The organism is Mycolicibacterium neoaurum ATCC 25795 (genome assembly GCF_000691525.1).
Classification (GTDB): domain Bacteria; phylum Actinomycetota; class Actinomycetes; order Mycobacteriales; family Mycobacteriaceae; genus Mycobacterium; species Mycobacterium neoaurum.
The window spans coordinates 1-20,716 of sequence record NZ_JMDW01000003.1 but is presented as its reverse complement, the minus strand read 5'-3'; the positions used below and the strand labels follow the sequence as shown (position 1 = coordinate 20,716).

The 20,716-nt window shown below is 66.0% G+C and carries 20 protein-coding genes and 1 pseudogene; 12 read left to right on the top strand and 9 right to left on the bottom strand.

The genetic code is table 11. The features are described from left to right. Positions 1-18 precede the first annotated feature (18 nt). The 3 genes from IC40_RS0101885 to IC40_RS0101875 all read right to left on the bottom strand — a co-directional run bounded on the left by IC40_RS0101885 (position 19) and on the right by IC40_RS0101875 (position 3,132). The gene (locus IC40_RS0101885) at positions 19-1,242 is read right to left on the bottom strand and encodes a cytochrome P450 (RefSeq protein ID WP_030133080.1); all 1,224 of its coding nucleotides are present in this window, start codon (positions 1,240-1,242) and stop codon (positions 19-21) included. Next, positions 1,239-1,919: an acetoacetate decarboxylase family protein gene (locus IC40_RS0101880; protein WP_042509902.1), complete on the bottom strand. Its 681-nt coding sequence runs from the start codon at positions 1,917-1,919 to the stop codon at positions 1,239-1,241. The genes IC40_RS0101885 and IC40_RS0101880 overlap by 4 nt, the downstream gene beginning before the upstream one ends. 181 nt (positions 1,920-2,100) lie before the next feature. Further along, on the bottom strand, positions 2,101-3,132 hold the full coding sequence (locus IC40_RS0101875) for an LLM class F420-dependent oxidoreductase (RefSeq protein ID WP_030133078.1): 1,032 nt from the start codon (positions 3,130-3,132) through the stop codon (positions 2,101-2,103). A 58-nt stretch (positions 3,133-3,190) separates the two neighbouring features. Between IC40_RS0101875 and IC40_RS0101870 the strand changes: the two genes are divergently transcribed. The 7 genes from IC40_RS0101870 to IC40_RS0101840 all read left to right on the top strand — a co-directional run bounded on the left by IC40_RS0101870 (position 3,191) and on the right by IC40_RS0101840 (position 9,379). Continuing rightward, entirely contained in the window at positions 3,191-4,192 is a 1,002-nt protein-coding gene (locus tag IC40_RS0101870) for a Zn-ribbon domain-containing OB-fold protein (RefSeq protein ID WP_036460244.1), read from the top strand. Between the two features lie 45 nt (positions 4,193-4,237). Beyond that, positions 4,238-5,293: a thiolase family protein gene (locus IC40_RS0101865; RefSeq protein WP_030133076.1), complete on the top strand. Its 1,056-nt coding sequence runs from the start codon at positions 4,238-4,240 to the stop codon at positions 5,291-5,293. A 2-nt stretch (positions 5,294-5,295) separates the two neighbouring features. Beyond that, entirely contained in the window at positions 5,296-6,471 is a 1,176-nt protein-coding gene (locus tag IC40_RS0101860; protein ID WP_030133075.1) for a thiolase family protein, read from the top strand. After that, the gene (locus tag IC40_RS0101855; protein WP_030133074.1) at positions 6,468-6,869 is read left to right on the top strand and encodes a nuclear transport factor 2 family protein; all 402 of its coding nucleotides are present in this window, start codon (positions 6,468-6,470) and stop codon (positions 6,867-6,869) included. The genes IC40_RS0101860 and IC40_RS0101855 overlap by 4 nt, the downstream gene beginning before the upstream one ends. A 68-nt stretch (positions 6,870-6,937) precedes the next feature. Continuing rightward, the gene (locus tag IC40_RS0101850) at positions 6,938-7,549 is read left to right on the top strand and encodes a hypothetical protein (RefSeq protein ID WP_030133073.1); all 612 of its coding nucleotides are present in this window, start codon (positions 6,938-6,940) and stop codon (positions 7,547-7,549) included. Between the two features lie 163 nt (positions 7,550-7,712). Then, complete coding sequence (locus IC40_RS0101845; RefSeq protein WP_030133072.1) at positions 7,713-8,900, top strand: 3-ketosteroid-9-alpha-monooxygenase, oxygenase component; 1,188 nt, start codon at positions 7,713-7,715, stop codon at positions 8,898-8,900. Then, a complete protein-coding gene (locus tag IC40_RS0101840; RefSeq protein ID WP_030133071.1) occupies positions 8,900-9,379 on the top strand; it encodes a hypothetical protein in 480 nt (159 codons plus the stop codon). Before IC40_RS0101845 ends, IC40_RS0101840 begins: the two co-directional genes overlap by 1 nt. A gap of 59 nt (positions 9,380-9,438) precedes the next feature. Here the strand turns inward: IC40_RS0101840 and IC40_RS0101835 are convergent, their stop codons facing one another. From IC40_RS0101835 to IC40_RS0101825, 3 genes are read right to left on the bottom strand one after another with little or no spacing between them, the layout of a single operon-like run. Further along, positions 9,439-10,581, bottom strand: coding sequence for a sulfotransferase family protein (locus tag IC40_RS0101835; protein ID WP_030133070.1), 1,143 nt, complete (start codon positions 10,579-10,581; stop codon positions 9,439-9,441). A gap of 13 nt (positions 10,582-10,594) precedes the next feature. Further along, on the bottom strand, positions 10,595-11,389 hold the full coding sequence (locus IC40_RS0101830) for an SDR family oxidoreductase (protein WP_030133069.1): 795 nt from the start codon (positions 11,387-11,389) through the stop codon (positions 10,595-10,597). Between the two features lie 2 nt (positions 11,390-11,391). Beyond that, positions 11,392-12,519 (bottom strand): hypothetical protein, encoded by a 1,128-nt coding sequence (locus IC40_RS0101825; protein WP_030133068.1) that lies wholly within the window; start codon positions 12,517-12,519, stop codon positions 11,392-11,394. A gap of 98 nt (positions 12,520-12,617) precedes the next feature. On the opposite strand from IC40_RS0101825, the gene IC40_RS0101820 reads away from it, so the two are divergent. Further along, entirely contained in the window at positions 12,618-13,529 is a 912-nt protein-coding gene (locus IC40_RS0101820; RefSeq protein WP_030133067.1) for an IclR family transcriptional regulator, read from the top strand. On the opposite strand, the gene IC40_RS0101815 is transcribed toward IC40_RS0101820, so the two are convergent. Further along, positions 13,526-15,604: a RecQ family ATP-dependent DNA helicase gene (locus IC40_RS0101815; RefSeq protein WP_030133066.1), complete on the bottom strand. Its 2,079-nt coding sequence runs from the start codon at positions 15,602-15,604 to the stop codon at positions 13,526-13,528. The genes IC40_RS0101820 and IC40_RS0101815 overlap by 4 nt on opposite strands. 35 nt (positions 15,605-15,639) lie before the next feature. Then, positions 15,640-16,767, bottom strand: a complete 1,128-nt coding sequence (locus tag IC40_RS0101810; protein WP_042509852.1) for a substrate-binding domain-containing protein — start codon at positions 16,765-16,767, stop codon at positions 15,640-15,642. 30 nt (positions 16,768-16,797) lie between these two features. Here IC40_RS0101810 and IC40_RS0101805 point away from each other — a divergent pair, with 30 nt between their 5' ends. From IC40_RS0101805 to IC40_RS0101785, 4 genes are all read left to right on the top strand, one after another. Next, positions 16,798-17,163: a MarR family winged helix-turn-helix transcriptional regulator gene (locus tag IC40_RS0101805; protein WP_030133064.1), complete on the top strand. Its 366-nt coding sequence runs from the start codon at positions 16,798-16,800 to the stop codon at positions 17,161-17,163. A 514-nt stretch (positions 17,164-17,677) separates the two neighbouring features. After that, positions 17,678-18,922: a formamidase gene (gene fmdA, locus IC40_RS0101795; RefSeq protein WP_030133062.1), complete on the top strand. Its 1,245-nt coding sequence runs from the start codon at positions 17,678-17,680 to the stop codon at positions 18,920-18,922. Next, positions 18,922-19,971: an alpha/beta fold hydrolase gene (locus tag IC40_RS0101790; RefSeq protein WP_030133061.1), complete on the top strand. Its 1,050-nt coding sequence runs from the start codon at positions 18,922-18,924 to the stop codon at positions 19,969-19,971. Before fmdA ends, IC40_RS0101790 begins: the two co-directional genes overlap by 1 nt. 20 nt (positions 19,972-19,991) lie before the next feature. Continuing rightward, positions 19,992-20,426 carry an SRPBCC family protein gene (locus tag IC40_RS0101785; RefSeq protein ID WP_030133060.1) on the top strand — a complete coding sequence of 145 codons (435 nt, stop codon included), beginning with the start codon at positions 19,992-19,994 and terminating at the stop codon, positions 20,424-20,426. Between the two features lie 20 nt (positions 20,427-20,446). On the opposite strand, the pseudogene IC40_RS0101780 reads toward IC40_RS0101785, so the two are convergent. Next, positions 20,447-20,716: pseudogene (locus tag IC40_RS0101780) on the bottom strand (4-hydroxy-2-oxovalerate aldolase); the annotation flags it as partial.

The following is a 20,716-nucleotide window of genomic DNA, read 5'->3' as shown; positions in this document are numbered from 1 at the left end:
CCGCGCGCGCTGCGCTGGTCAGCCGCGCACCTTCGCCGTCGGAGTGAACACCACTGGCATCGACTCCAGACCGCTGACGAAGTTGGCGGGCCGCAGCGGCAGCATGTTCTCATCGGCCAACCGCAGGTCGGGAAGCCGTTGCAACACCTTCTCGATCATGATCTTCAACTCGAGCCGCGCCAGCTGGTTACCCATACAGAAGTGCGTGCCGAACCCGAACGCGACGTGGTTGTTCGGGCTGCGGTCGATCCGGAAGTTCTGCGGATCGCCGAACACCTGCTCGTCGAGGTTCGCGGACTCGAACATCAGCATGATCTTCTCGTCCTTGCGCAGCGCCGTGCCGTAGAACTCGGTGTCCGCGGTGAGGGTGCGGCACATGTTCTTCACCGGCGACGTCCAGCGCAGCATCTCCTCGATGGCGCCCGGTAGCTTGCCCTCATCCGCCGTCAACTGGGCCCACTGGTCCTGGTGACGCAGCAGCTGTTCGGTGCCACCGGAGAGGGTGTGTCGGGTGGTCTCGTCACCGCCGATGAGGATCAGCAGCGTTTCCATGACGATCTCGGCATCTTCCATCCGCTGACCTTCGACCTCGGAGTTGACCAGCACGGAGAACAGGTCGTCGGTGGGATCGGCCCGCCGCTTGGCGATCACATCCATGGTGAAGGCGGTGTACGCGGCGAAGGTATCCATCAGCAACTGGACGGTCTGCTCGTCGACATGTGAGCTCAGGCCGCAGACCAGATCATCGGACCACTTGAGCAGCAGCTCGCGCTCCTGGGGTAGTACGCCGAGCATGTCACCGATGACCGCCATCGGCAGCGGGGCCGCGATATCGCGGACGAAATCGCACTCGCCCTTCTCGCACACCGCATCGATGAGGGTGTCGCACAGGACGCCGATGGAGGGCAGTTTGTCCATCACCCGTTTGCGGGTGAAGCCGGCGTTGACGAGCTTGCGGCGCAACAGATGTGCCGGATCGTCCATATCGATCATGTACGGCATGCCGGGCTGGTCGGGGCGGATGCCGCCGGCGTTGGAGAACAGCTCCGGGTTGCGTTCGGCGTCGAGCACGGCGGCATGGCTGGCCGCGGCGGCCTGGCCGTTGCGGTCGCGGAACACCGGCTCGTGCGCCCGCATCCAGCGGTAGGCGTCGCGAGCTTGCCCGTCGGCATAGAACCGGCCGTCGGCCAGGTCGACGTCCGGACGTGCCTCGGTGACCGAACCGGTCAGAACCCCTGTCATGCGATCTCCTCGGCGTCGGCGAAGGTCATCTCCACATTGCGGGCGGAGCCGGAGAACATGGCGCGCTTGGGAAAACCGAGCGCCGCCAGTTCCCGGCCGTACGGATGTGTTCCGAGCCGGACCGTCACACCACCGGGGCGGTAGCGCACGCCGGACATGATCATCTGTCCCGACGTCCGGCGGGTCACCCCGTCCAGATGCGAATAGGTCGGGTGGACTTGAGGTTTGCCCGTGAACGCCGGCGGGATCGGTAGTCCGGGCTTGAAATCCATCCCGACCGCGAACTGTCCGTCGATGTGGGTGTCGAAGGAATAGCTGTGCCCGTCACGAATGGTGAAGTCGGCCAGCAGTTTCGGATATCCCCAGATCTGGCGGCCGGCTGCCATGGTGAACTCGCCGTCGACCGGCAGGTGGTGGATGAAGGCGCCGGCCTCGCCGAGGGCTTTGAGTCCGGATGCGGTCGATCCGGGCGGGTTCACCATGACGTTGGTGCCGTACTCCAGATACGGCCCGAGGTCGCCGTCGATATAGCGCATCAACATCAGCACCACCACGGCCTTGCCCGGACGGTAGCGGCACACGGTCAGCCCGCTGTAGTCGATCATGGCTTGCGCGGCATCGGCATCCACCGAGAACATCGCCATATGCTGCTCGGCCGTGCGGATCTGCACCGGCATGGTCACGGTCTGGCCGGCTATCGAGTACTGCGATGTGGCGTGGGTCACGCGCCCAATCTAGGACGCGCAGTAGACACCTGGCAAGGAAGTGTCTACTCGTGGCGCCGCGTCTTGTTCCGGCGAAGAGACGCAAAACTGCCGATTGCGGTGCCAAAACCGCAGTTCTGCGTCTGCTCGGCAGCTAAACGAGGGCGGCGAGATCCTTGATCTGCTCCACCGACCGGGCGCCGACCACCATCATCGTCACGCCCGAGGCCTCCCAGGCCTTGATCTGCTCCTTGACGTAATCGAGGTTGCCGACGATCGCCGAATCGTCGACAAGCTCGTCGGGGATGATCTTGGCCGCTTCGTCTTTGCGATCGCTGCGGAACAACCTGGTGACGTCGTCGACCACCTCGGCATAGCCCATCCGGCGGTAGACGTCGGCGTGGAAGTTGGTGTCCTCGGCCCCCATGCCGCCCATGTAGAGCGCCAGGTGCGGTTTCATCAGCTCCATGATCGCCGGACGGTCATCGGTGACGACGACCTGCGCGGTGGCACAGATCTCGAAGGTCTCCCGGGTGCGCCGCGCCCCCGGCCGGGCGAAGCCCTCGTCAAGCCACTCGTTGTACATGCCCGCGATGCGCGGTGAGTAGAAGATCGGCAGCCAGCCGTCGGCGATCTCAGCGGCCAGCGCGACGTTCTTGGGGCCCTCGGCACCCAGCATCACCGGGATGTCGGCGCGCAACGGATGGGTGATGGGCTTGAGGTTCTTACCCAGTCCGGTGGTGCCCTCGCCTGTCAGCGGCAGCGGGTAGTGCGGGCCGTCGCTGTGCACCGGCGCCTCGCGTGCCCACACCTGGCGCAGGATGTCGATGTACTCCCGGGTACGGGCCAGCGGCTTTCCGAACTTCGCGCCGTACCAGCCCTCCACCACCTGCGGGCCGGACACACCGAGGCCGACGATATGCCTGCCGCCGGAGAGATGGTCCAGGGTGAGGGCGGCCATCGCCAGCGCGGTGGGCGTACGGGCCGACAGCTGCAGCACCGAAGTGCCCAGCCGCATCCGCGAGGTCTCCCGGCCCCACCAGGCCAGCGGGGTGTAGGCGTCCGACCCCCATGCCTCGGCGGTGAACACGGTGTCGAAGTCGGCTTCCTCGGCCGCGGCGACCAATTCGGCGTGGTTGGTCGGCGGCTGCGCGCCCCAATAACCCAGTTGCAAACCCAGCTTCATCGAAGCGCCTCCAGACCCGTGGTTGAAACCATTCTTAGAACCTGTTCTACTCGATGCTGTGACCACAGGCCAAAGCAGCCCGGTGCAGATCGACGAGCATGAGCGGCCCCTCTCGGCGCCACTGAGGCTCTCATTCGACTACACCCGTTCAGTAGGACCGCTCCTGTCTCAGTTCTTCACCGCGCTACGCCAGCGACGCATCGTCGGCGTACGCGGATCCGACGGCAGGGTCCTTGTCCCACCCGCCGAGTATGACCCCGTCACCTACGCGGCACTGACCGAGGTCGTACCGGTCAGCGCGGTGGGCACGGTGCAGTCCTGGACATGGCAGTCCACCCCGCTGGAGGGCCAGCCCCTGGACAAGCCGTTCGCGTGGGCACTGATCCTGCTCGACGGTGCCGACACCCCGCTGCTGCACGCGGTCAAGACCGCCGAGGGCGCGATCAAGACCGGCGACCGGGTGCATGCGCACTGGATCGACGAGCCCGTCGGCGCGATCACCGATATCGCCTACTTCGTCCCTGGTGAGGATTCCGAGCCGGAGGGGCAGCCCGATGACCGGGAGCCCGTGACCGTGCAGGTGACGCCGAGCTTCATCGAGATCCAGCACACCGCCTCGCTGCCGGAGACAACGTTCCTCAAGGCACTGCAGGAGGGCAAGCTGCTCGGTGGCCGCACCAAGAACGGTCGCGACGGCCAACCGGGCAAGGTGTATTTCCCGCCCAAGGAGGCCGACCCGGCCACCGGCCTGGAGCTCGACGAGTTCATCGAGCTCGTCGACAAGGGCACCGTCACCACCTTCGCGGTGATCAACATCCCGTTCCCCGGCCAGCGCATCAAGCCGCCCTATGTCGCGGCCTACGTGCTGCTCGACGGCGCCGATATCCCGTTCCTGCATCTGGTCACCGAGATCGATCCCGCCGATGTCCGGATGGGGATGCGCGTGCAGGCCGTGTGGAAGCCGCGCGAGGAGTGGGGCCTGGGTATCGACAACATCGACTACTTCAAACCCACCGGCGAACCCGACGCCGAATACGACTCCTACAAGCACCATCTGTGAAGGTGCCCGCCGATGAGCGCTTGCGCGAAGAGCAAAGGACCTGACATGACAGATATCGCAGTGGTGGGCTTCGCACACGCGCCCCACGTCCGCCGCACCGACGGCACCACCAACGGCGTCGAGATGCTGATGCCGTGCTTCCACCAGCTCTATTCCGAACTCGGGCTCAAGCAGACCGATATCGGCTTCTGGTGCTCGGGATCCTCGGATTACCTTGCCGGTCGCGCCTTCTCGTTCATCTCGGCGATCGACTCGATCGGCGCGATCCCGCCGATCAACGAATCGCATGTCGAGATGGATGCGGCATGGGCGCTGTACGAGGCCTATATCAAACTGCTCACCGGGCAGGTCGAGACCGCGCTGGTATACGGCTTCGGCAAGTCCTCGGCGGGCACCCTACGCCGGGTTCTCGCGCTGCAGACCGATCCGTACACCGTGGCCCCGCTGTGGCCGGACTCGGTGTCGATGGCGGGCCTGCAGGCCCGCGCCGGCCTGGATGCCGGCAAGTGGTCCGAGGAGCAGATGGCCCAGGTGGCGCTGGATTCCTACGCCGCGGGCGGCCGGACCGATCGGCACGAGGTCACCAGCAGCGTGGCCGACCTGCTGTCGCAGCCGTACTTCGCCGATCCGCTGCGTCGCCACGATATCGCCCCGATCACCGACGGCGCGTCGGCGATCGTGCTGGCCGCCGGTGACAGGGCCCGCGAACTGCGCGAGAACCCGGCCTGGATCACCGGTATCGAGCACCGCATCGAAACCCCGATCCTGGGTGCCCGCGATCTGACCACATCGCCGTCCACGGCGGCCTCGGCGAAGGCGGCCACCGGAGGTGACACGGGCTCGATCGACATCGCCGAGATCTACGCCCCGTTCACCCATCAGCAGCTGATCCTGACCGAGGCCATCGGACTCGGCTCCAACACCAAGGTCAATCCGTCCGGCGGCACCCTGGCGGCCAACCCGATGTTCTCGGCGGGTCTAGAGCGCATCGGCTTTGCCGCCCAACACATCTTCGACGGTTCCGCGCAGCGCGTCCTGGCGCACGCCACCAGTGGCCCTGCGTTGCAACAGAACCTCGTCGCCGTCCTGGAAGGGAAATAACAGTGGCAGGTCAGCTGGCCGCGGTGCTGGGCACCGGGCAGACGAAGTACGTCGCCAAGCGCCACGATGTGTCGATGAACGGCCTGGTGCGCGAGGCGATCGACCGTGCGCTGGCTGATTCCGGTTGCACGTTCGACGATATCGACGCCGTGGTGGTCGGCAAGGCGCCCGACTTCTTCGAGGGCGTGATGATGCCCGAGCTGTTCATGGCCGATGCGACCGGGGCGACCAACAAGCCGCTGATCCGGGTGCACACCGCCGGTTCGGTGGGCGGGTCGACCGCGATCGTCGCAGCCAGCCTGGTGCAGTCGGGCAAATACAAGCGCGTGCTGACGATGGCCTGGGAGAAGCAGTCGGAATCGAATGCCATGTGGGCGTTGAGCATTCCGGTGCCGTTCACCAAGCCGGTCGGCGCCGGCGCCGGCGGATACTTCGCCCCGCACATCCGTGCCTATATCCGCCGCTCCGGGGCACCCAACCACATCGGGGCGATCGTGGCCGTCAAGGACCGCCTCAACGGGGCCAAGAACCCGTTGGCGCATCTGCATCAGCCCGATATCACCGTCGAGAAGGTGATGCAGTCCCCGATGCTGTGGGACCCGATCCGCTATGACGAGACCTGCCCGTCCTCCGACGGTGCGGCGGCCCTGGTGATCGGCAACGAGGAGGCCGCCGAGGCGCACCTGGCCAACGGCAATCCGGTGGCGTGGATCCACGCCACCGCGCTGCGTACCGAGCCGCTGGCCTACGCCGGTCGCGATCAGGTCAATCCGCAGGCCAGCCGCGATGCCGCGGCCGCGCTGTGGCGTGATGCCGGTATCACCTCACCGATCGACGAGATCGACGCCGCCGAGGTGTACGTCCCGTTCTCCTGGTACGAGCCGATGTGGCTGGAGAGCCTGGGCTTCGCCCCCGAGGGTGAGGGCTGGAAGCTCACCGAGGCCGGTGAGACCGCGATCGGCGGGCGCATTCCGTTCAACGCCTCCGGCGGTGTGCTCTCGTCGAATCCGATCGGCGCTTCCGGCATGATCCGGTTCGCCGAATCGGCCATCCAGGTGATGGGCAAGGGCGGCGATCATCAGGTGCCGGGTGCCCGCAAGGCGCTGGGTCACGCCTACGGCGGTGGGGCGCAGTACTACTCCATGTGGGTGGTCGGAGCGGACAAGCCGAGCAGGTGACCGCACCGGTGACGCTGGCGGGCCGGCGGTCGCGGGAGGCGGCCGTCGCCCGCGACAAGGACGCCTGGCTGGCGTTGTTCGCCGATGACGCCATCGTCGAGGATCCGATCGGGCCGTCGCATTTCGACCCGGACGGCACCGGCCATCGCGGGCGAGAAGCGATCGCGGCGTTCTTCGACAAGGCGATCGCCCCGAGTCAGCTCGAATTCCACTTTGAGAGGACCTATGTCTGCGGTGACGAGGAGGCGAACGTCGGGCATATCGTCATCGTCGCCGGCGGCTACCGCGTGGTGGCAGAGGGCGTGTTCACCTATCGCGTGAACGCCGAGGGCAAGATTGCTGCGCTGCGCGCCTACTGGGAAGTGGACAAGGCGACCGCCAGCGCACAACGGGTGTGACGGCCGGGTGTGACGCGGCCTATCGCGTAGGCTGGGCAGCGATTTCGTCCGCTAGGTGTCTCGAATTGATGTTGTCCCGATCACATGTAGTCGCTGCCGCACTGCTCGCTGTCGGCCTCTCCGCCTGCGCTCCCAGCCAGCCGGGTGCCCCGAGTAGCGCTGCGCCGACCCTGCCCGCATTCACCACCAGCGCCACACCCACCACCAGTGCGCCCGCGCAGGCCACCGATTACACCCGGCTGCTGGTGACCGCCGCCGATCTCAGTGACGCCGAGGACACCTTCACCGAGCGGCATATCGAAGCCTCACCCGGCGGGCTACCGGGGGCGAGCGCGTTCTTCGTCAACGCCGAGGACACCCGCGCCATCAGCTCGACGATCCTCGTCTATGACAACCCGGGCACCGCCGCCACCGCACTCAAGGAAGCGCGGGGCACGCTGGGCAGCAGGGTGACCGGAAACCCGGTGCCGGGCGGGGTGGGGCCGGACAGCGTGATGGTGCGTGGCGCCGATCCGGACGAGGCCAAGGACATCACCGTGCTGATGTTCACCCAGGGTCGCGCGCTGGCGCGCCTGGAGTTCCAGAGCGCGGGCGGCGACGCCACCACCGACGGTTACGTGACCACCGTCGGCAAGATGCAGCAGATCGCGCTGCGCTCCGGTCTGCAGGACGACAACTGATTCGGCGCCCGGTAGAGCCGGGCGCATCTGGCGATATCTCGAGCCGAGCCGCATTCCGACCGATCAAGAGCACAAAACGGCTGTTGGCGCGGTTGCATTGCGCAGTGCCGGGTCAAAACTGTAACGTGTTCTAGTTAGAGAGACCAGATACGGGAGGCCCACCGTGACTACCGAGACAGCCGGCATTCGCGAGATCGACACCGGCGACCTGCCAGACCGCTATGCGCGCGGTTGGCACTGCCTGGGACCGGTGAAGGACTACCTCGACGGCAAGCCGCACGGGGTGGAGATCTTCGGGACCATGCTCGTCGTCTTCGCCGATTCGGAAGGCGAACTCAAAGTTCTCGATGGCTATTGCCGGCATATGGGCGGCAACCTCGCCCAGGGCTCGATCAAGGGCGACACCGTGGCCTGCCCGTTCCACGACTGGCGCTGGGGCGGCGACGGCAAGTGCAAGCTCGTCCCCTACGCCAAGCGCACACCGCGCCTGGCCCGCACCCGGGCCTGGCACACCGATGTGCGCGGCGGGCTGCTGTTCGTCTGGCATGACCACGAGGGCAACCCACCGCAGCCCGAGGTGCGGATCCCGGAGATCCCCGAGTTCGCCAGCGACGACTGGACCGATTGGCGGTGGAACACGATGCTCATCGAGGGCTCCAACTGCCGCGAGATCATCGACAACGTCACAGACATGGCGCACTTCTTCTACATCCACTACGGGTTGCCGACGTACTTCAAGAATGTCTTCGAGGGCCACATCGCCAGCCAGTACCTGCACAACGTCGGCCGTCCGGATGTCAACGACCTCGGCACCACCTACGGTGAGGCGCACCTGGATTCCGAGGCGTCCTACTTCGGTCCGTCGTTCATGATCAACTGGCTGCACAACAACTACGGCGGGTTCAAGGCCGAGTCCATCCTGATCAACTGCCATTACCCGGTCAGCCAGAACTCCTTCGTGCTGCAGTGGGGCGTCATCGTCGAAAAGCCCAAGGGGCTCGACGAGAAGACCACCGACAAGCTCGCCCGCGTCTTCACCGAGGGTGTTTCCAAGGGGTTCCTGCAGGATGTCGAGATCTGGAAGCACAAGACCCGGATCGACAACCCGCTGCTGGTCGAGGAGGACGGCGCCGTCTATCAGATGCGCCGCTGGTATCAGCAGTTCTACGTCGACGTCGCCGACGTGACCCCCGATATGACCGACCGCTTCGAGATGGAGGTCGACACCACCATCGCCAACGAGAAGTGGCATGTCGAGGTCGAGGAAAACCTGAAGCTGCAGCAGGACGCCGCCGAGCGCGATGCCGCCGAACAGGGTGAGCCGCAAAAAGAACCGGCTCAGCCGAGCTGATGACCACGCATGACGAGCGGGCCGGAACACCAGATGTCGATGATCTGGCCCGCTCCATGCTGCTCCTGCACGGCGGACACGACGACGAGGACGACCACGACCACCACCCGGCTCCCCGGCCGAGTACCGGGAACTGGTCCAAGGCACCGGATTTCAGTTCCGATCCGCTCCGGGCGGCGGCGGTGCACGAAGCTACCGAGCGGGACAAGCAGCGGTATCTGACCTCCGGGTTGGCCTCGGTGGACTGCCGATACTGTCATGCCACCGTGCAGGTCAAGAAGCTGGGCACCGAACACACGTCGGTGCAGTGGAATTCGGCGGCGACCAAGCGCTGCGCGGTCTTCGACGAGATCCGCGCGTCCGGTGGCGATCCGGCACGGGCGCGCTCGTGCCACCGGCTCACCGACAGCATCAAGCACGCCATCGCCGAGGGCTGCCTGGAGGAATTCTCCAGCGCCCCCTCCCCCGGCGACGGCTAGCTTCTCTCTTGCGATTTCGGTGAGGATACGTGCGCACGGCGTACGTATCCTCACCGAAATCACAGTCCCTTGAAGCGCTCCTTGACCTGCTCGTCGGTCAGCCCGTAATCGCTGAGCGAGTAGGTGTGCTTGGGCGCCCGCGGACCCCTCTTGCTTTCCTCGTGGCTGTCGGTGATGGCCTGGCGTGCCGCATCGGTGAACTCGATCCCGAACGTGCGGTAGATCCCCTCCACCGCGGCGACCGGATCCTTGATGAACTCGAAATAGTCGACATCGCAGAACTGTGCCGGATCATGCTTGGCCCGTTCGGCATTGAACAGTTCCAGCCCACGGGACCAGGTCTCCAGGGAGTCCTCGCCGATGACCTTGCCGGAGAAGCTGTTCGACCAGCCTTCGGTGGTGTGCTGGGCCAGCGAGCACATCGAGGCCATGATCGTCTCGGCAGGCCGGTGGCATTGCACCACCAGCGCGTCGGGATACGTCGCGAACAACGCATCGAGGGCGAACAGGTGGCTCGGATTCTTGAGCACCCAGCGCTTTTCGGGCTCGTTGAGGCCGATCAACTGCAGGTTCTTGCGATGCCGCTGGTAGGACTTGGTCCAGTCCTGCTGGGCAAGCCAACGCGAATAGGTCGGGATGTGCGCCAGGGTTTCATAGGACACCGAATGCAGCGATTGACGCAACAGCTGCCAGCACTCTTCGACCTCGTCGGCGGTCATGTAGTGCAGGCCGGTGTAGTCCGGGTTCTCCTCGTGCGCCTTGGTGAATTGTGCGTCGAGTTGGGCGAAGATCGGATTATCCGGCCAGGTTTCGCGCGGTGGACGCGGCTGCGGGAACTCGGCCAACCACAGCTCGAGGCCCTGATGCCGCGGATCGGCGGTGAGCAGCCGGTGGATGACGGTGGTGCCGGTGCGCGGCAGTCCGGTCACGAAGATCGGTCGCTCGATCGGCACCTCTGCGTGCTGGGGGTACTGCTTGAACGCCGCCTCCGACACCAGCCTGGCCACCAACGCATTCCTGACGAAGAAGCGTTGCATCTTGCTGCCGAACTCGGTCAGATCCGCATCGCGCTGATATGCGTCGAGAAGAACGGCGAGCGCCTCCTTGTAGTTGTCGCTGTCATCACCGAAATCATCGAGCCCACAGGCCTTGGTCGCCGATGCATGCAGATCTTCGACGGTTCCCACGTCGGTGCGTGTCATATCGAGTGCTCCATCAGAACTTGTACTCCCCGCAGTTGACATCCAGCGTCTGCCCGGTGATACCGCTGGACAGATCGCTGGCCATGAACAGAATCGCCGAGGCCACCTCGTCCTCGGTCGGCAGTTTCTTCAAATCGCTGTTGGCGGCAGCGGCCTTGTAGATCTCGTCCACCGTCGTGCCGTACTTGCCCGCCTGGTGCTCGAAATAGCTCTGCAGCGTCCCACCCCAGATATACCCGGGCAGAACCGAATTCACCCTGATCCCGGCCTCACCGAGCTCGCTGGCCAGCGACTGCGACATCGCCAGCAATGCCGACTTGGCCAGCTTGTAGGCACCCTGCTTGGGATCGGAATGCCGCACGACCATCGAGTTCACATTGACCACCGAGCCCTTGGACTCGGTCAGTGCGGGGGTGAAACCCTGGATGAGTCGCAGCGCGCCGAGCACGGTGAGCTCGACGGTCTCCCGGATGTGCTCGAAGCTGGTCTTGGCGAACGGTTTCATCGACGGGACCCGGAAGGCGTTGTTGATCAGGACGTCGACCTTGCCGAACTCCGACATCGAGGTCGACACCAGGTTGGCCACCTGGTCCTCGTCGGTGATATCCGTGCCGACGGCCAACGCCCGGCGGCCGAGCGCCCGCACCTGTCCCGCGACATCCTCCAGGCGTTCCACGGTGCGGGCGGCCAGGATCACATCGGCACCCTCCTCGGCACATCGGCGCGCCAGTGTGGTGCCCAGCGCCGGGCCCACACCACTGATGACAACAACTCGGTCCTTCAGCAGTCCACCAACAGACGTGGTCATGCTCAACCCACCATTCTTTCGCCGATCAACTTCTGGCGCAGCGCGATCCGCGCACGCCAATCATCCTGGGAGATCTTGTTCGATTCGTAGTAGGGCAATGCCGCCGGCACGGCGTCCAGGTCGACGATCTCCATCGTCGGACCGTCGGCCTCGGTCAGTTCCCGCGAGACCCGCTGCCAGCGGAACTGCAGGTACCCCTTGCGGTGGCCGAGCGTCTCACACCAGTTCGTCACGCCCGGGTTGCCCTCGGACACCACGATGCGGATCTTGCCGTCCGGATCCGCCTGGGCCTGAGTGCCGTTCAGCGAGGTCTGGTGATTGATGTAATCCAGCGAGATGTACCACAGGCTGCCCAACTGGAACCCGAGGTAAGGCGCATCGGTCACCGGCAGGGTGATGATGATCGCCTGCTCACCCGCGATGTCGTAATGACCGACCGAGGAGTACTGGGTGGCCAGCCCCCCAGGGGTCAGCCGCGGTGCGGTCAGCGTGTTGACCGGCAGGTTGTCATAGAACCACTTGGGGAACTGCAGCCAGGTCTTCACCCGTTGCACCAACTGCTTTCCGGCAACGCTGAATCTCTTCTCGATCAGTTCCTTGGACAGCGGCTCCGGCGCAGTACCCGCGGTGTCGGTACGGGCGATCGCGAAGGCACCGCGCTGGGCCGACCAATCGTTGTAGACCTCGCGGATGACCAACTGGGCGGGCTTGTCCGGTGTGAAGCGCCATTCGAAGGTGCCGTCGGCGGCGATGTCGAGTTTGCGGTCGTCGAACGCGGTCTCGCTGTCGGGCACCACCTCGTCGGTGTACTCACCGCCGATGAGCTGGAAGCTGACGTCGGTGGTGGTGCCGCGCCGCCCGGTCACGACGTATTCGTGGCCCGGTTGCACGCGGGTGCCGAAGTACATGGTGTCCGGGTTGTCCAGGCCCATCTTGGTGAACGGGCCGGTTCCGCTGTGCAGGAACGGATGCTCGCGGTCGTAATCGAACGCGACATGCGTGCACGCCGCGATGCATCCCGCCAGATACTGCAGGCCCTCCAGCAGATCGGCTTCGGATTCGATGAAGGGGGCTTCGGTGACGAGGCGTTCGGCCTCGGCGATGGCATCGGCCAGCGGCTGCGAATACATCCGGGCATCACCTTTCGTTCCAATATTGGACCGTCGTGGTAGAGTTTCCGACCTGAGACTAGAACGCGTTCTAGTTCGCGTCAACGTCGGGAGGTGCGGTGCCGGACCAGACGACCGGACGTGCGTCCCCACCCACCGAACGGGTGGTCGCAGTGCTGAACTTTCTGGCCGCGCACCCGCATGACCGCTTCGGACTCTCCGAACTGGCCCGTCGGGTCAACCTCAGCAAGCCCACCTGCCTGGGAATCCTGACCAGCCTGACCGAGTCGGGCTACCTCGTGCGCCAGGCGGGCGAGGGCACCCGGGACAAGACCTACGGGCTCGGCCCCGCCCTGATCACGCTGGGACACACCGCGCAGCAGGCCCTGCGGGTGAGCCCCGCGGCACAGGCTGAATTGCGTTCGCTCTCCGATGCCTTCGGGGTCACCGCGGCCCTGTCCGGTGTCGTCGACGACCGCATCACGCTGCTCGAACTCGTCGCGCCCCCGGGTACGCCCAGCACGGTGCGAGTCGGCCAGAGTTACCCGTTCGCGCCGCCGGTCGGGCTGATGTTCGTCCTCTGGGATGACGGCGCGGTCCGCGACTGGCTCGCCAAGGAACCCACGATTCCGTTGCATACCGACAGCGATCGGTTCGCACGGGTGATCACCGCCTGCCGCGCCTGCGGATATCTGGTGGAGCGGCTCACCCCGGGTGGCCGAAGGCTGTATGCGCTGATGGCGGGTATGTCGAACACGCTGCCCGACGAACTCCGGGCGCTGCTCGGAGAATTGGTCTCCGATATCGGCGAGCGGGTCTACCTACCGGGCACCGATGATCCCGAGACGCGCCACGACATCAGCGTCATCGCCGCCCCCGTCTTCGATCACCACCGCCGCCAGGTGATGGTGGCGACGATGCAGATCGGCGCGGCACTGACCGATGCCGATATCGCGGCACGTGCGCACGCGCTCATGGCGACCGCCGACGCGGTCACCGCATCCCTCGGGGGCATAAAGCCCGGGTTCTAACTCACCGCCGCCAGCGCGAACGGCAGTACGTCGACCGCCCCGGCGGCCCGGACCGTCAACGCGGCCATCGTCATCGTCCACCCGGTATCGGTCATATCGTCGACCAGCAACACCGTCTCGCCAGCGACGCCTGCCGGCAACTCCCAGGCATCGCGCAGCGCGGCAACCCGATAGGCCGAGTTGGCAGCGACCACCGGTCGGTGTTCGGGCGAGTAGTTCAGGACACCAAGATCTTTCAGCTTCCCGACCGCCGCCAACCGGGTCGCGATGCTGCGGATCAAGACCGGGTGACGCACCGAATCGACGGCGAGTACGGAGGTCGGCCGCTGCGCCCAGTCCCACGCCTTGAGCACCTCGATGGCCGCGGTGATCACGGCATCGGGCGCCTCGGCATCCGGTTCGTCGAGCAGCGTCCGCAAGCGGGCACCCCAGCCCAGATCGGTCAGCCTGCCGATCACCCGGCCCGCCGACGGCCCGTCCCCGATCCGTCCGGACAGATCCACCCCGATCCGGCTCATGCCGGTGGGCCATTGTTTGCGCGGTGCGATCTCGACGCCGGGGCGCATCAGCCGCGCGCGGGTCGCCTCCACCGACTCCGCGTCGACCTCGGATCGGTACCGCGGGCCGACACAGTTGTCGCATCGCCCGCACGCCTGCGGACCGAGCTCCGGGTCGTCGAGTTGCTTGCGCAGGAACACCATCCGACACTCGGTGGTGCGCTGGTAGTCGAGCATGGCCTGTTGTTCACGTTTGCGCGCCTCGTCGAGGCGCGCATATCGGGGCTCATCGTAGGACCAGGGTTGCCCGGTGGCGATCCAGCCGCCCTTCACCCGACGCACCGCCCCGTCGACGTCGAGGACCTTGAGCACCATCTCCAACCGCGACCTGTTGAGGTCCACCAGCGGCTCCAGCGCCGCGGTGGACAGGGCGCGGTCGGGTTCGAGGGCGCCGATCACCTTGCGCACCATGGGTTCCGACGGGAAGGCGACCGAGGCGAAGTAACGCCACACGTCGACGTCCTCACGGCCCGGCAGCAGGATCACCTCGGCGCTGTCGGTCGATCGGCCGGCGCGCCCGACCTGTTGGTAGTAGGCGATCGGCGAGGACGGCGCGCCGAGATGCACGACGAAACCCAGGTCGGGCTTGTCGAAGCCCATCCCCAGCGCCGAGGTGGCGATCAACGCCTTGACCCGATTGCCGAGCAGGTCCGCTTCCAACTGCTCGCGCTCGGAGGCCTCGGTACCGCCGGTATAGGCAGCCACGGTGTGGCCGTGCTCGCGCAGCAGGGCGGCGATATCGTGCGCCTGGGCCACCGTCAGCGTGTACACGATGCCCGAACCCGGCAGGGAATCCAGATGTGCGGCCAACCACGCCGCGCGTTGCGCGGGTCCGCCCGCCTGTACCACCGACAGCCGCAGCGATTCTCGGTCCAAGCCACCGCGCAGGACCAGCGTGCCGTCCCCGGAGCCGCCGACGCCCAGCTGGGTGGCGACATCCTCCACGACGCGGTCGTTGGCGGTCGCCGTGGTGGCCAACACCGGGATGTCGGTGCCCAACTCGGCGACGAGGGTGCGGATACGCCGGTAGTCGGGCCGGAAATCATGCCCCCAGTCGGACACACAGTGTGCCTCGTCGACGACCACCAGACCGGCGTCGGCGGCCAGCGCGGGCAGCACGGCGTCGCGGAAGTCCGGGTTGTTCAACCGCTCGGGGCTGACCAGCAGCACGTCGAGTTCACCGGCCCGCACCCTGGTGTGCACGTCCTCCCACTCGGTGACGTTGCTCGAGTTGATGGTGGCCGCCTGCACTCCCGCTTTGCGCGCGGCCTCGACCTGGTTGCGCATCAGGGCAAGCAGCGGGGACACGATCACCGTCGGCCCACGGCCCGCGGCACGCAGGAGTTTCGCGGCGATGAAGTACACCGCCGATTTGCCCCACCCGGTGCGCTGCACCACCAGCGCGCGTCGGCGGTGGACGACGAGTGCCTCGATGGCCGTCCACTGGTCATCGCGCAGGACGGCCTGCGGCCCGGCCAGCTGTTCGAGGATGGCCTGCGCGTCGGTGCGGGTGGTCATCGGTCCATCGTGCCAACCGGGTATGACGTGCCCGCTCAGCGCACCCTGGCGATGACGTCGAGATCGACACCGCGCGCCACGGCCAGATGCACCGGGTGCCGGGCAGCTCCCCGGTGCAGATCGACGGGGCCGTGCGGGGAATCCCAACCCCACTCGTCGAAGGCCCGGCGGGCGTCGGCGACCGTGGGCACCGACGTCGTCGCGATACCGGCGAGCAGGTGCACTCCCGAGTAGGTCGTCTCGGCCATCGTGCCGGGCGCCGGTGCCGCGGACTCCCCGATCGGGCCGGTGCCGTTGACCAGATCGAAGGCGCGGCTGAATCCGGCGCTGAACTCGGCGGCTGCGGCCGACGCCAGGCCGGCGAACCAGCCCGCCGAGATGAAAAGGTTCCCGGTCGCCTCGCTGCCACTGGCCAGTACCACCGTCTCGTCGGTGAACGGGCTGAACCGGGTGACGGTGGCATCCAGGCCTGCCGCGGCGAACGCCCGGTTGAAGCGCACCGCGTCCGAGCCGACCAGCAGTGTGATGACACCGTCGGCGCCGGCGGCGACGATATCGGCGAGCACCCGGTCCCACGCGCACGGATCGTCGACACCCAGTGGCAGGAACCGCTCGCCGAGGATCGAGATGTCGCTACCGTCCAAGCCGGCCCGGGTCGCCCGCGCCGATCCTCGTGGCCACACGTAGTCGTTGCCGACGATGAACCACCGACGCAACCGCAGTTCGGTGCGTAACCAGTGCAGCGAGGCGATGATCTGATCGCCGGGGACCTCCCCGCTGCACAGCACTCCGTCGCTGCGTTCGCCACCTTCGTAGGCCGCGGCGTACACGTAGGGGACGCGGCCGCCGACCTCGCGGGCGATCGCCTGCCTGGCGTTGGACAGATGCCAGCCGGTGACGGCATCGACGGCACCGGAGTCCACCAGCTCCCTGATCCGACTCGCGACCCCGGCGGGATCACCACCGGCGTCCACGTGCACGAACTGCACCGCGCGTCCGGCCACCCCACCCGCGGCGTCGATCTCGGCGGCGGCCAGTTCGGCGGCGGCCCGACACTCGAGCCCGAAGATGCCGGCCGGACCGCGACGCGGGAGGGCCAGCGCGACCCGGAACTCCGAACGCGAGCGTCGATGTTGTTCCGTCCCGGCGAACGGATCTGGCATGCTGTGAAGTCCTGATCGGGAAGGCATGTCATGGACGATCTCGTCGAGGCCCTCGCATTGCTGAGGCGCGCCGCCGTCGTCGCCACGAGCATCGACGGCGCGCTCGCCGGAACCGACCTGACGGTCGATCGCTGGCGAGCGCTGCATGTCATCCACCACGACCCCGGCTGCTCGATGTCCGATATCGTCGACGCGCTCGCCATTCCGTCCACCTCGGCGACACGCATCGTCGACGCACTCGTCGAACTCGGCGCGGTGTACCGCACCGTCTCGGCGCAGGACCGCCGCCGAACCACGCTGCGGTCGTCGTCGCATGGTGCCGAACTCCTCCGAACCGCGGAGTCGGCAATCACCCCAATGGTTTTCCTTCGGGACGGCGACCCCACGCCAATCTAGGACGTGCGTATTACGTCATTGTAGAGCGGACAGCCCACGGTCACCGGGTGAACTACCGCAGCCGTGACGATCGTGTGAACAATCCCGGCCGGTGCTGCAGATGCGCCGGTTCGCCCTTGACGGAGCGTCCCGCCGGTGTAGGTTCGACATTATTCCCAAATGGGAACATTTGACGAACAGGGTTTCCGTGCCACGCTATCGCTATCGCTGCCCGGCCGACGGGCCATTCGACATGACCTTCCCCATCGGGACAGCACCGGCCAGCATCGAGTGCGAACAGTGTTGCGCGGCAAGCAATCGTGTCTATGGCGGCGGTGCGATGGTGCGCTCGAACCCGGCCGGCAACCGCGCGCTGGACCTGCATGCGCAGTCCCAGGCCAACCCCGGCGTCGTCCGCAGATCGCCAGGTCCATCAGATCCCGCACGCCTACGGTACGCCGATCCGCGCCACCGCATGCTGCCGAAACCGTAAAGCCTTGTATCAGAACGTTTTCCGTCAACCGAGGAGGCACACATGCCCGAAGTGATCTTTCCCGTCGACCAGAGCAAGCCGTTTCGCGAGCAGCAGCTGGTCGGTCACAACCGCTGGCACCCGGACATCCCCGCCGTGGCCACGGTGAAGTCGGGCGACAGCTTCCGGGTGGAGTCCAAGGAATGGTTCGACGGGACCATCGTCAACTCCGATGACGCCAACGACATCCGTGACTGCGACCTCACCATGGTCCACCAGCTGTCCGGCCCGTTCGCAGTCGAAGGCGCGCAACCCGGCGATCTGCTGGTCGTCGACATTCTCGATGTCGGGCCGGTACCCCAGCAGACCGGACCGGTGGCCGGCCAAGGGTGGGGTTACACCGGGATCTTCGCCAAGGACAACGGCGGTGGATTCCTCACCGATTGGTTCCCCGACGCCTACAAGGCGATCTGGGATTTCACCGGCCAGAAGGCCACCAGTAGGCATGTGCCAGGCGTGGAGTTCACCGGTTTGATCCATCCCGGCCTGATGGGCACCGCGCCCAGTGCGGACCTGTTGGCAAAATGGAATCACCGCGAAGCTCAGCTCATCGCCACCGATCCCGACCGGGTGCCGCCGCTCGCCTTGCCGCCGCTGCCGTCCAATGCGGTGTTGGGCAGCCTCACCGGAGCCGACTACGAGCGTGCCGCGGCCGAGGCGGCCCGCACGGCCCCGCCGCGGGAGAACGGCGGCAACCAGGACATCAAGAACCTCTCCAAGGGCAGCCGGATCTTCTACCCGGTGTTCGTGGACGGCGCCAATCTGTCGCTGGGTGACCTGCACTTCTCTCAAGGCGACGGCGAGATAACCTTCTGTGGCGCAATCGAGATGGGTGGGTATATCGATCTGCGCGTGGAGATCATCAAGGGCGGGATGGAGACCTACGGTGTCACCACCAATCCGATCTTCATGCCGGGGATCGTGGAACCGCGCTACTCGGAGTTCCTCACCTTCGTCGGGTTCTCGGTAGACCGCAATGGCACCCAGCACTACCTCGACACCACGCTGGCGTACCAGAATGCCTGCCTCAACGCCATCGAGTACCTGTCGAAATTCGGCTGGACCAAGGAGCAGGCCTACCTGATCCTGGGTGCCGCGCCGGTGGAGGGCAGGATGTCCGGCGTCGTCGATGTCCCCAATTCATGTGCCACGCTGTATGTTCCGACCGCCATCTTCGATATCGATGTACGGCCGTCCAGCACGCCGCCGCAGCGGATCGACCGCGGGCAGTGCGCGGTGAGCAACTGATGCCCGCACCCACCGACGCCGAACACTTCGATCTCGGGGACTTCACCCTGCAGAGCGGATTCACGCTGCGCGACGCTCGGCTCGCCTACAAGACCTACGGCACCCTCAACGCCGACAAGTCCAACGTGATCGTCTACCCGACCTGGTATTCGGGTTGGCACACCGACAACGAATGGCTCATCGGACCCGGCCGCGTCCTGGACCCGGCGACCGCATTCATCATCGTCCCGAACATGCTCGGCAACGGTCTGTCGTCATCACCGTCGAACACCCCGGCACCCTATGACGGACCCCGTTTCCCGGCGGTGACGTTCCATGACCAGGTGGAAGCCCAATATCGTTTGGTGACAGAGAAATTCGGTATCAGTTCGATTTCCCTGGTGACCGGGTGGTCGATGGGTGCCGGACAGACCTATCAGTGGGCCGTGAGCCATCCGGAGATGGTGCAGCGGGCCGCACCGTTCTGCGGGTCCAGCATCACCGCCCCGCACAACAAGGTGTTCCTGGAGTCGCTGGTGGCCGCATTGACCGCCGATGCGGCCTTCGCCGACGGTGACTACGACCCGGCCCGGCCACCGGTCAAGGGCCTGCGGGCGTTCGCGCGGGTGTACTCGGGATGGGGCTACTCGCAGGCCTTCTATTGGGAAGAGACGTGGCGTGAACTCGGGTACACCTCCTTCGACGATTTCCTCTACGGATTCTGGGAGGGCTTCTTCCGCGACGGCCGTGACCCCAACAACCTGATCGCGATGATCGGCACGTGGCACAGCGGAAATGTCGGCAACACACCGGGTTTCGATGGCGATGTACAGAAGGCGCTGGCCTCGATCAAGTGCCCGCTGCTGGCCATGCCCGCCGAGAAGGATCTGTACTTCCCGCCCGAAGACGAGCAGTGGGCCAGTCAGTTCATACCCGACGGTGAAGTCAGGGTGATCCCCGGAATCTGGGGCCATTTCGCCGGCGGTGGCGCCAACGATGTGGACACCGACTTCATCGACGCCGGGTTGCGCGAGCTGATGAACAAGCCGGGATACGCGCCGCCGGTGTAGTCTCCCGTCGAGGGGGACTCATGGTGCGATTGCATGTCGAACGGGTCATCACTGCGCCGCAGGACCAGGTATTCGACTGGCTTGCCGACCCGGTGAACCTGGCCACGGCCCCGATGACCCTGCGTGCCGACTGGGCCTCGGACTCGGTGGAGCCCGGTCACGGCGCTGTGCGAGCAGTGGTCTGCACCGGGGTGTGGCTGCGCGAACAGATCACCGAATACGATCGCCCGCAACGCTACTCGTATCTCATCGTGCGATCGTTTCCGGCGTTCGGTCACGTAGGCGGGACACTGGCCCTGACGGCGGAAGCCGGAGGCACCCATGTCGACTGGGTGAGCAGCTACTCTCATCCGTTGTGGGCCGGCGGGGCGGTGATGAACGCGATCACCTCACGCCTGCTGCCGTGGAATTTCGAGGCGATCCTGGCGGCCTGCGCCCGTGAACTGGAACGCTGATCGCATCGATCATGTTCACATCAGGCGTTCTGGGCCTCTTGTTCGCGTTTGATTTCCAGGGCGATGTCGATGAGTTGGTCTTCCTGGCCGCCGATGAGTTTGCGTTGCCCGGCGCGGTGCAGCAGCTGATGGGCCGGTACGCCGTAGCGTTCGGACTGGCGGATGGCGTGCTTGAGGAAGCTGGAGTACACCCCCGAGTAGCCCATGATCAACGCGTTGCGGTCCAGCAGGCATTCCGCGGGCATCGCCGGGGCGACGACCTCTTCGGCGGCATCGGCGATCTCGAAGAA

Coding starts and splice junctions, on each gene's coding strand:
- IC40_RS0101885 (WP_030133080.1), bottom strand. CDS start 1,242: ATGACAGGGGTTCTGACCGGTTCGGTCACCGAGGCACGTCCGGACGTC.
- IC40_RS0101880 (WP_042509902.1), bottom strand. CDS start 1,919: ATGCCGGTGCAGATCCGCACGGCCGAGCAGCATATGGCGATGTTCTCG.
- IC40_RS0101875 (WP_030133078.1), bottom strand. CDS start 3,132: ATGAAGCTGGGTTTGCAACTGGGTTATTGGGGCGCGCAGCCGCCGACC.
- IC40_RS0101865 (WP_030133076.1), top strand. CDS start 4,238: ATGACAGATATCGCAGTGGTGGGCTTCGCACACGCGCCCCACGTCCGC.
- IC40_RS0101850 (WP_030133073.1), top strand. CDS start 6,938: ATGTTGTCCCGATCACATGTAGTCGCTGCCGCACTGCTCGCTGTCGGC.
- IC40_RS0101840 (WP_030133071.1), top strand. CDS start 8,900: ATGACCACGCATGACGAGCGGGCCGGAACACCAGATGTCGATGATCTG.
- IC40_RS0101835 (WP_030133070.1), bottom strand. CDS start 10,581: ATGACACGCACCGACGTGGGAACCGTCGAAGATCTGCATGCATCGGCG.
- IC40_RS0101830 (WP_030133069.1), bottom strand. CDS start 11,389: ATGACCACGTCTGTTGGTGGACTGCTGAAGGACCGAGTTGTTGTCATC.
- IC40_RS0101825 (WP_030133068.1), bottom strand. CDS start 12,519: ATGTATTCGCAGCCGCTGGCCGATGCCATCGCCGAGGCCGAACGCCTC.
- IC40_RS0101815 (WP_030133066.1), bottom strand. CDS start 15,604: ATGACCACCCGCACCGACGCGCAGGCCATCCTCGAACAGCTGGCCGGG.
- IC40_RS0101810 (WP_042509852.1), bottom strand. CDS start 16,767: ATGCCAGATCCGTTCGCCGGGACGGAACAACATCGACGCTCGCGTTCG.
- IC40_RS0101805 (WP_030133064.1), top strand. CDS start 16,798: ATGGACGATCTCGTCGAGGCCCTCGCATTGCTGAGGCGCGCCGCCGTC.
- fmdA (WP_030133062.1), top strand. CDS start 17,678: ATGCCCGAAGTGATCTTTCCCGTCGACCAGAGCAAGCCGTTTCGCGAG.
- IC40_RS0101790 (WP_030133061.1), top strand. CDS start 18,922: ATGCCCGCACCCACCGACGCCGAACACTTCGATCTCGGGGACTTCACC.
- IC40_RS0101785 (WP_030133060.1), top strand. CDS start 19,992: ATGGTGCGATTGCATGTCGAACGGGTCATCACTGCGCCGCAGGACCAG.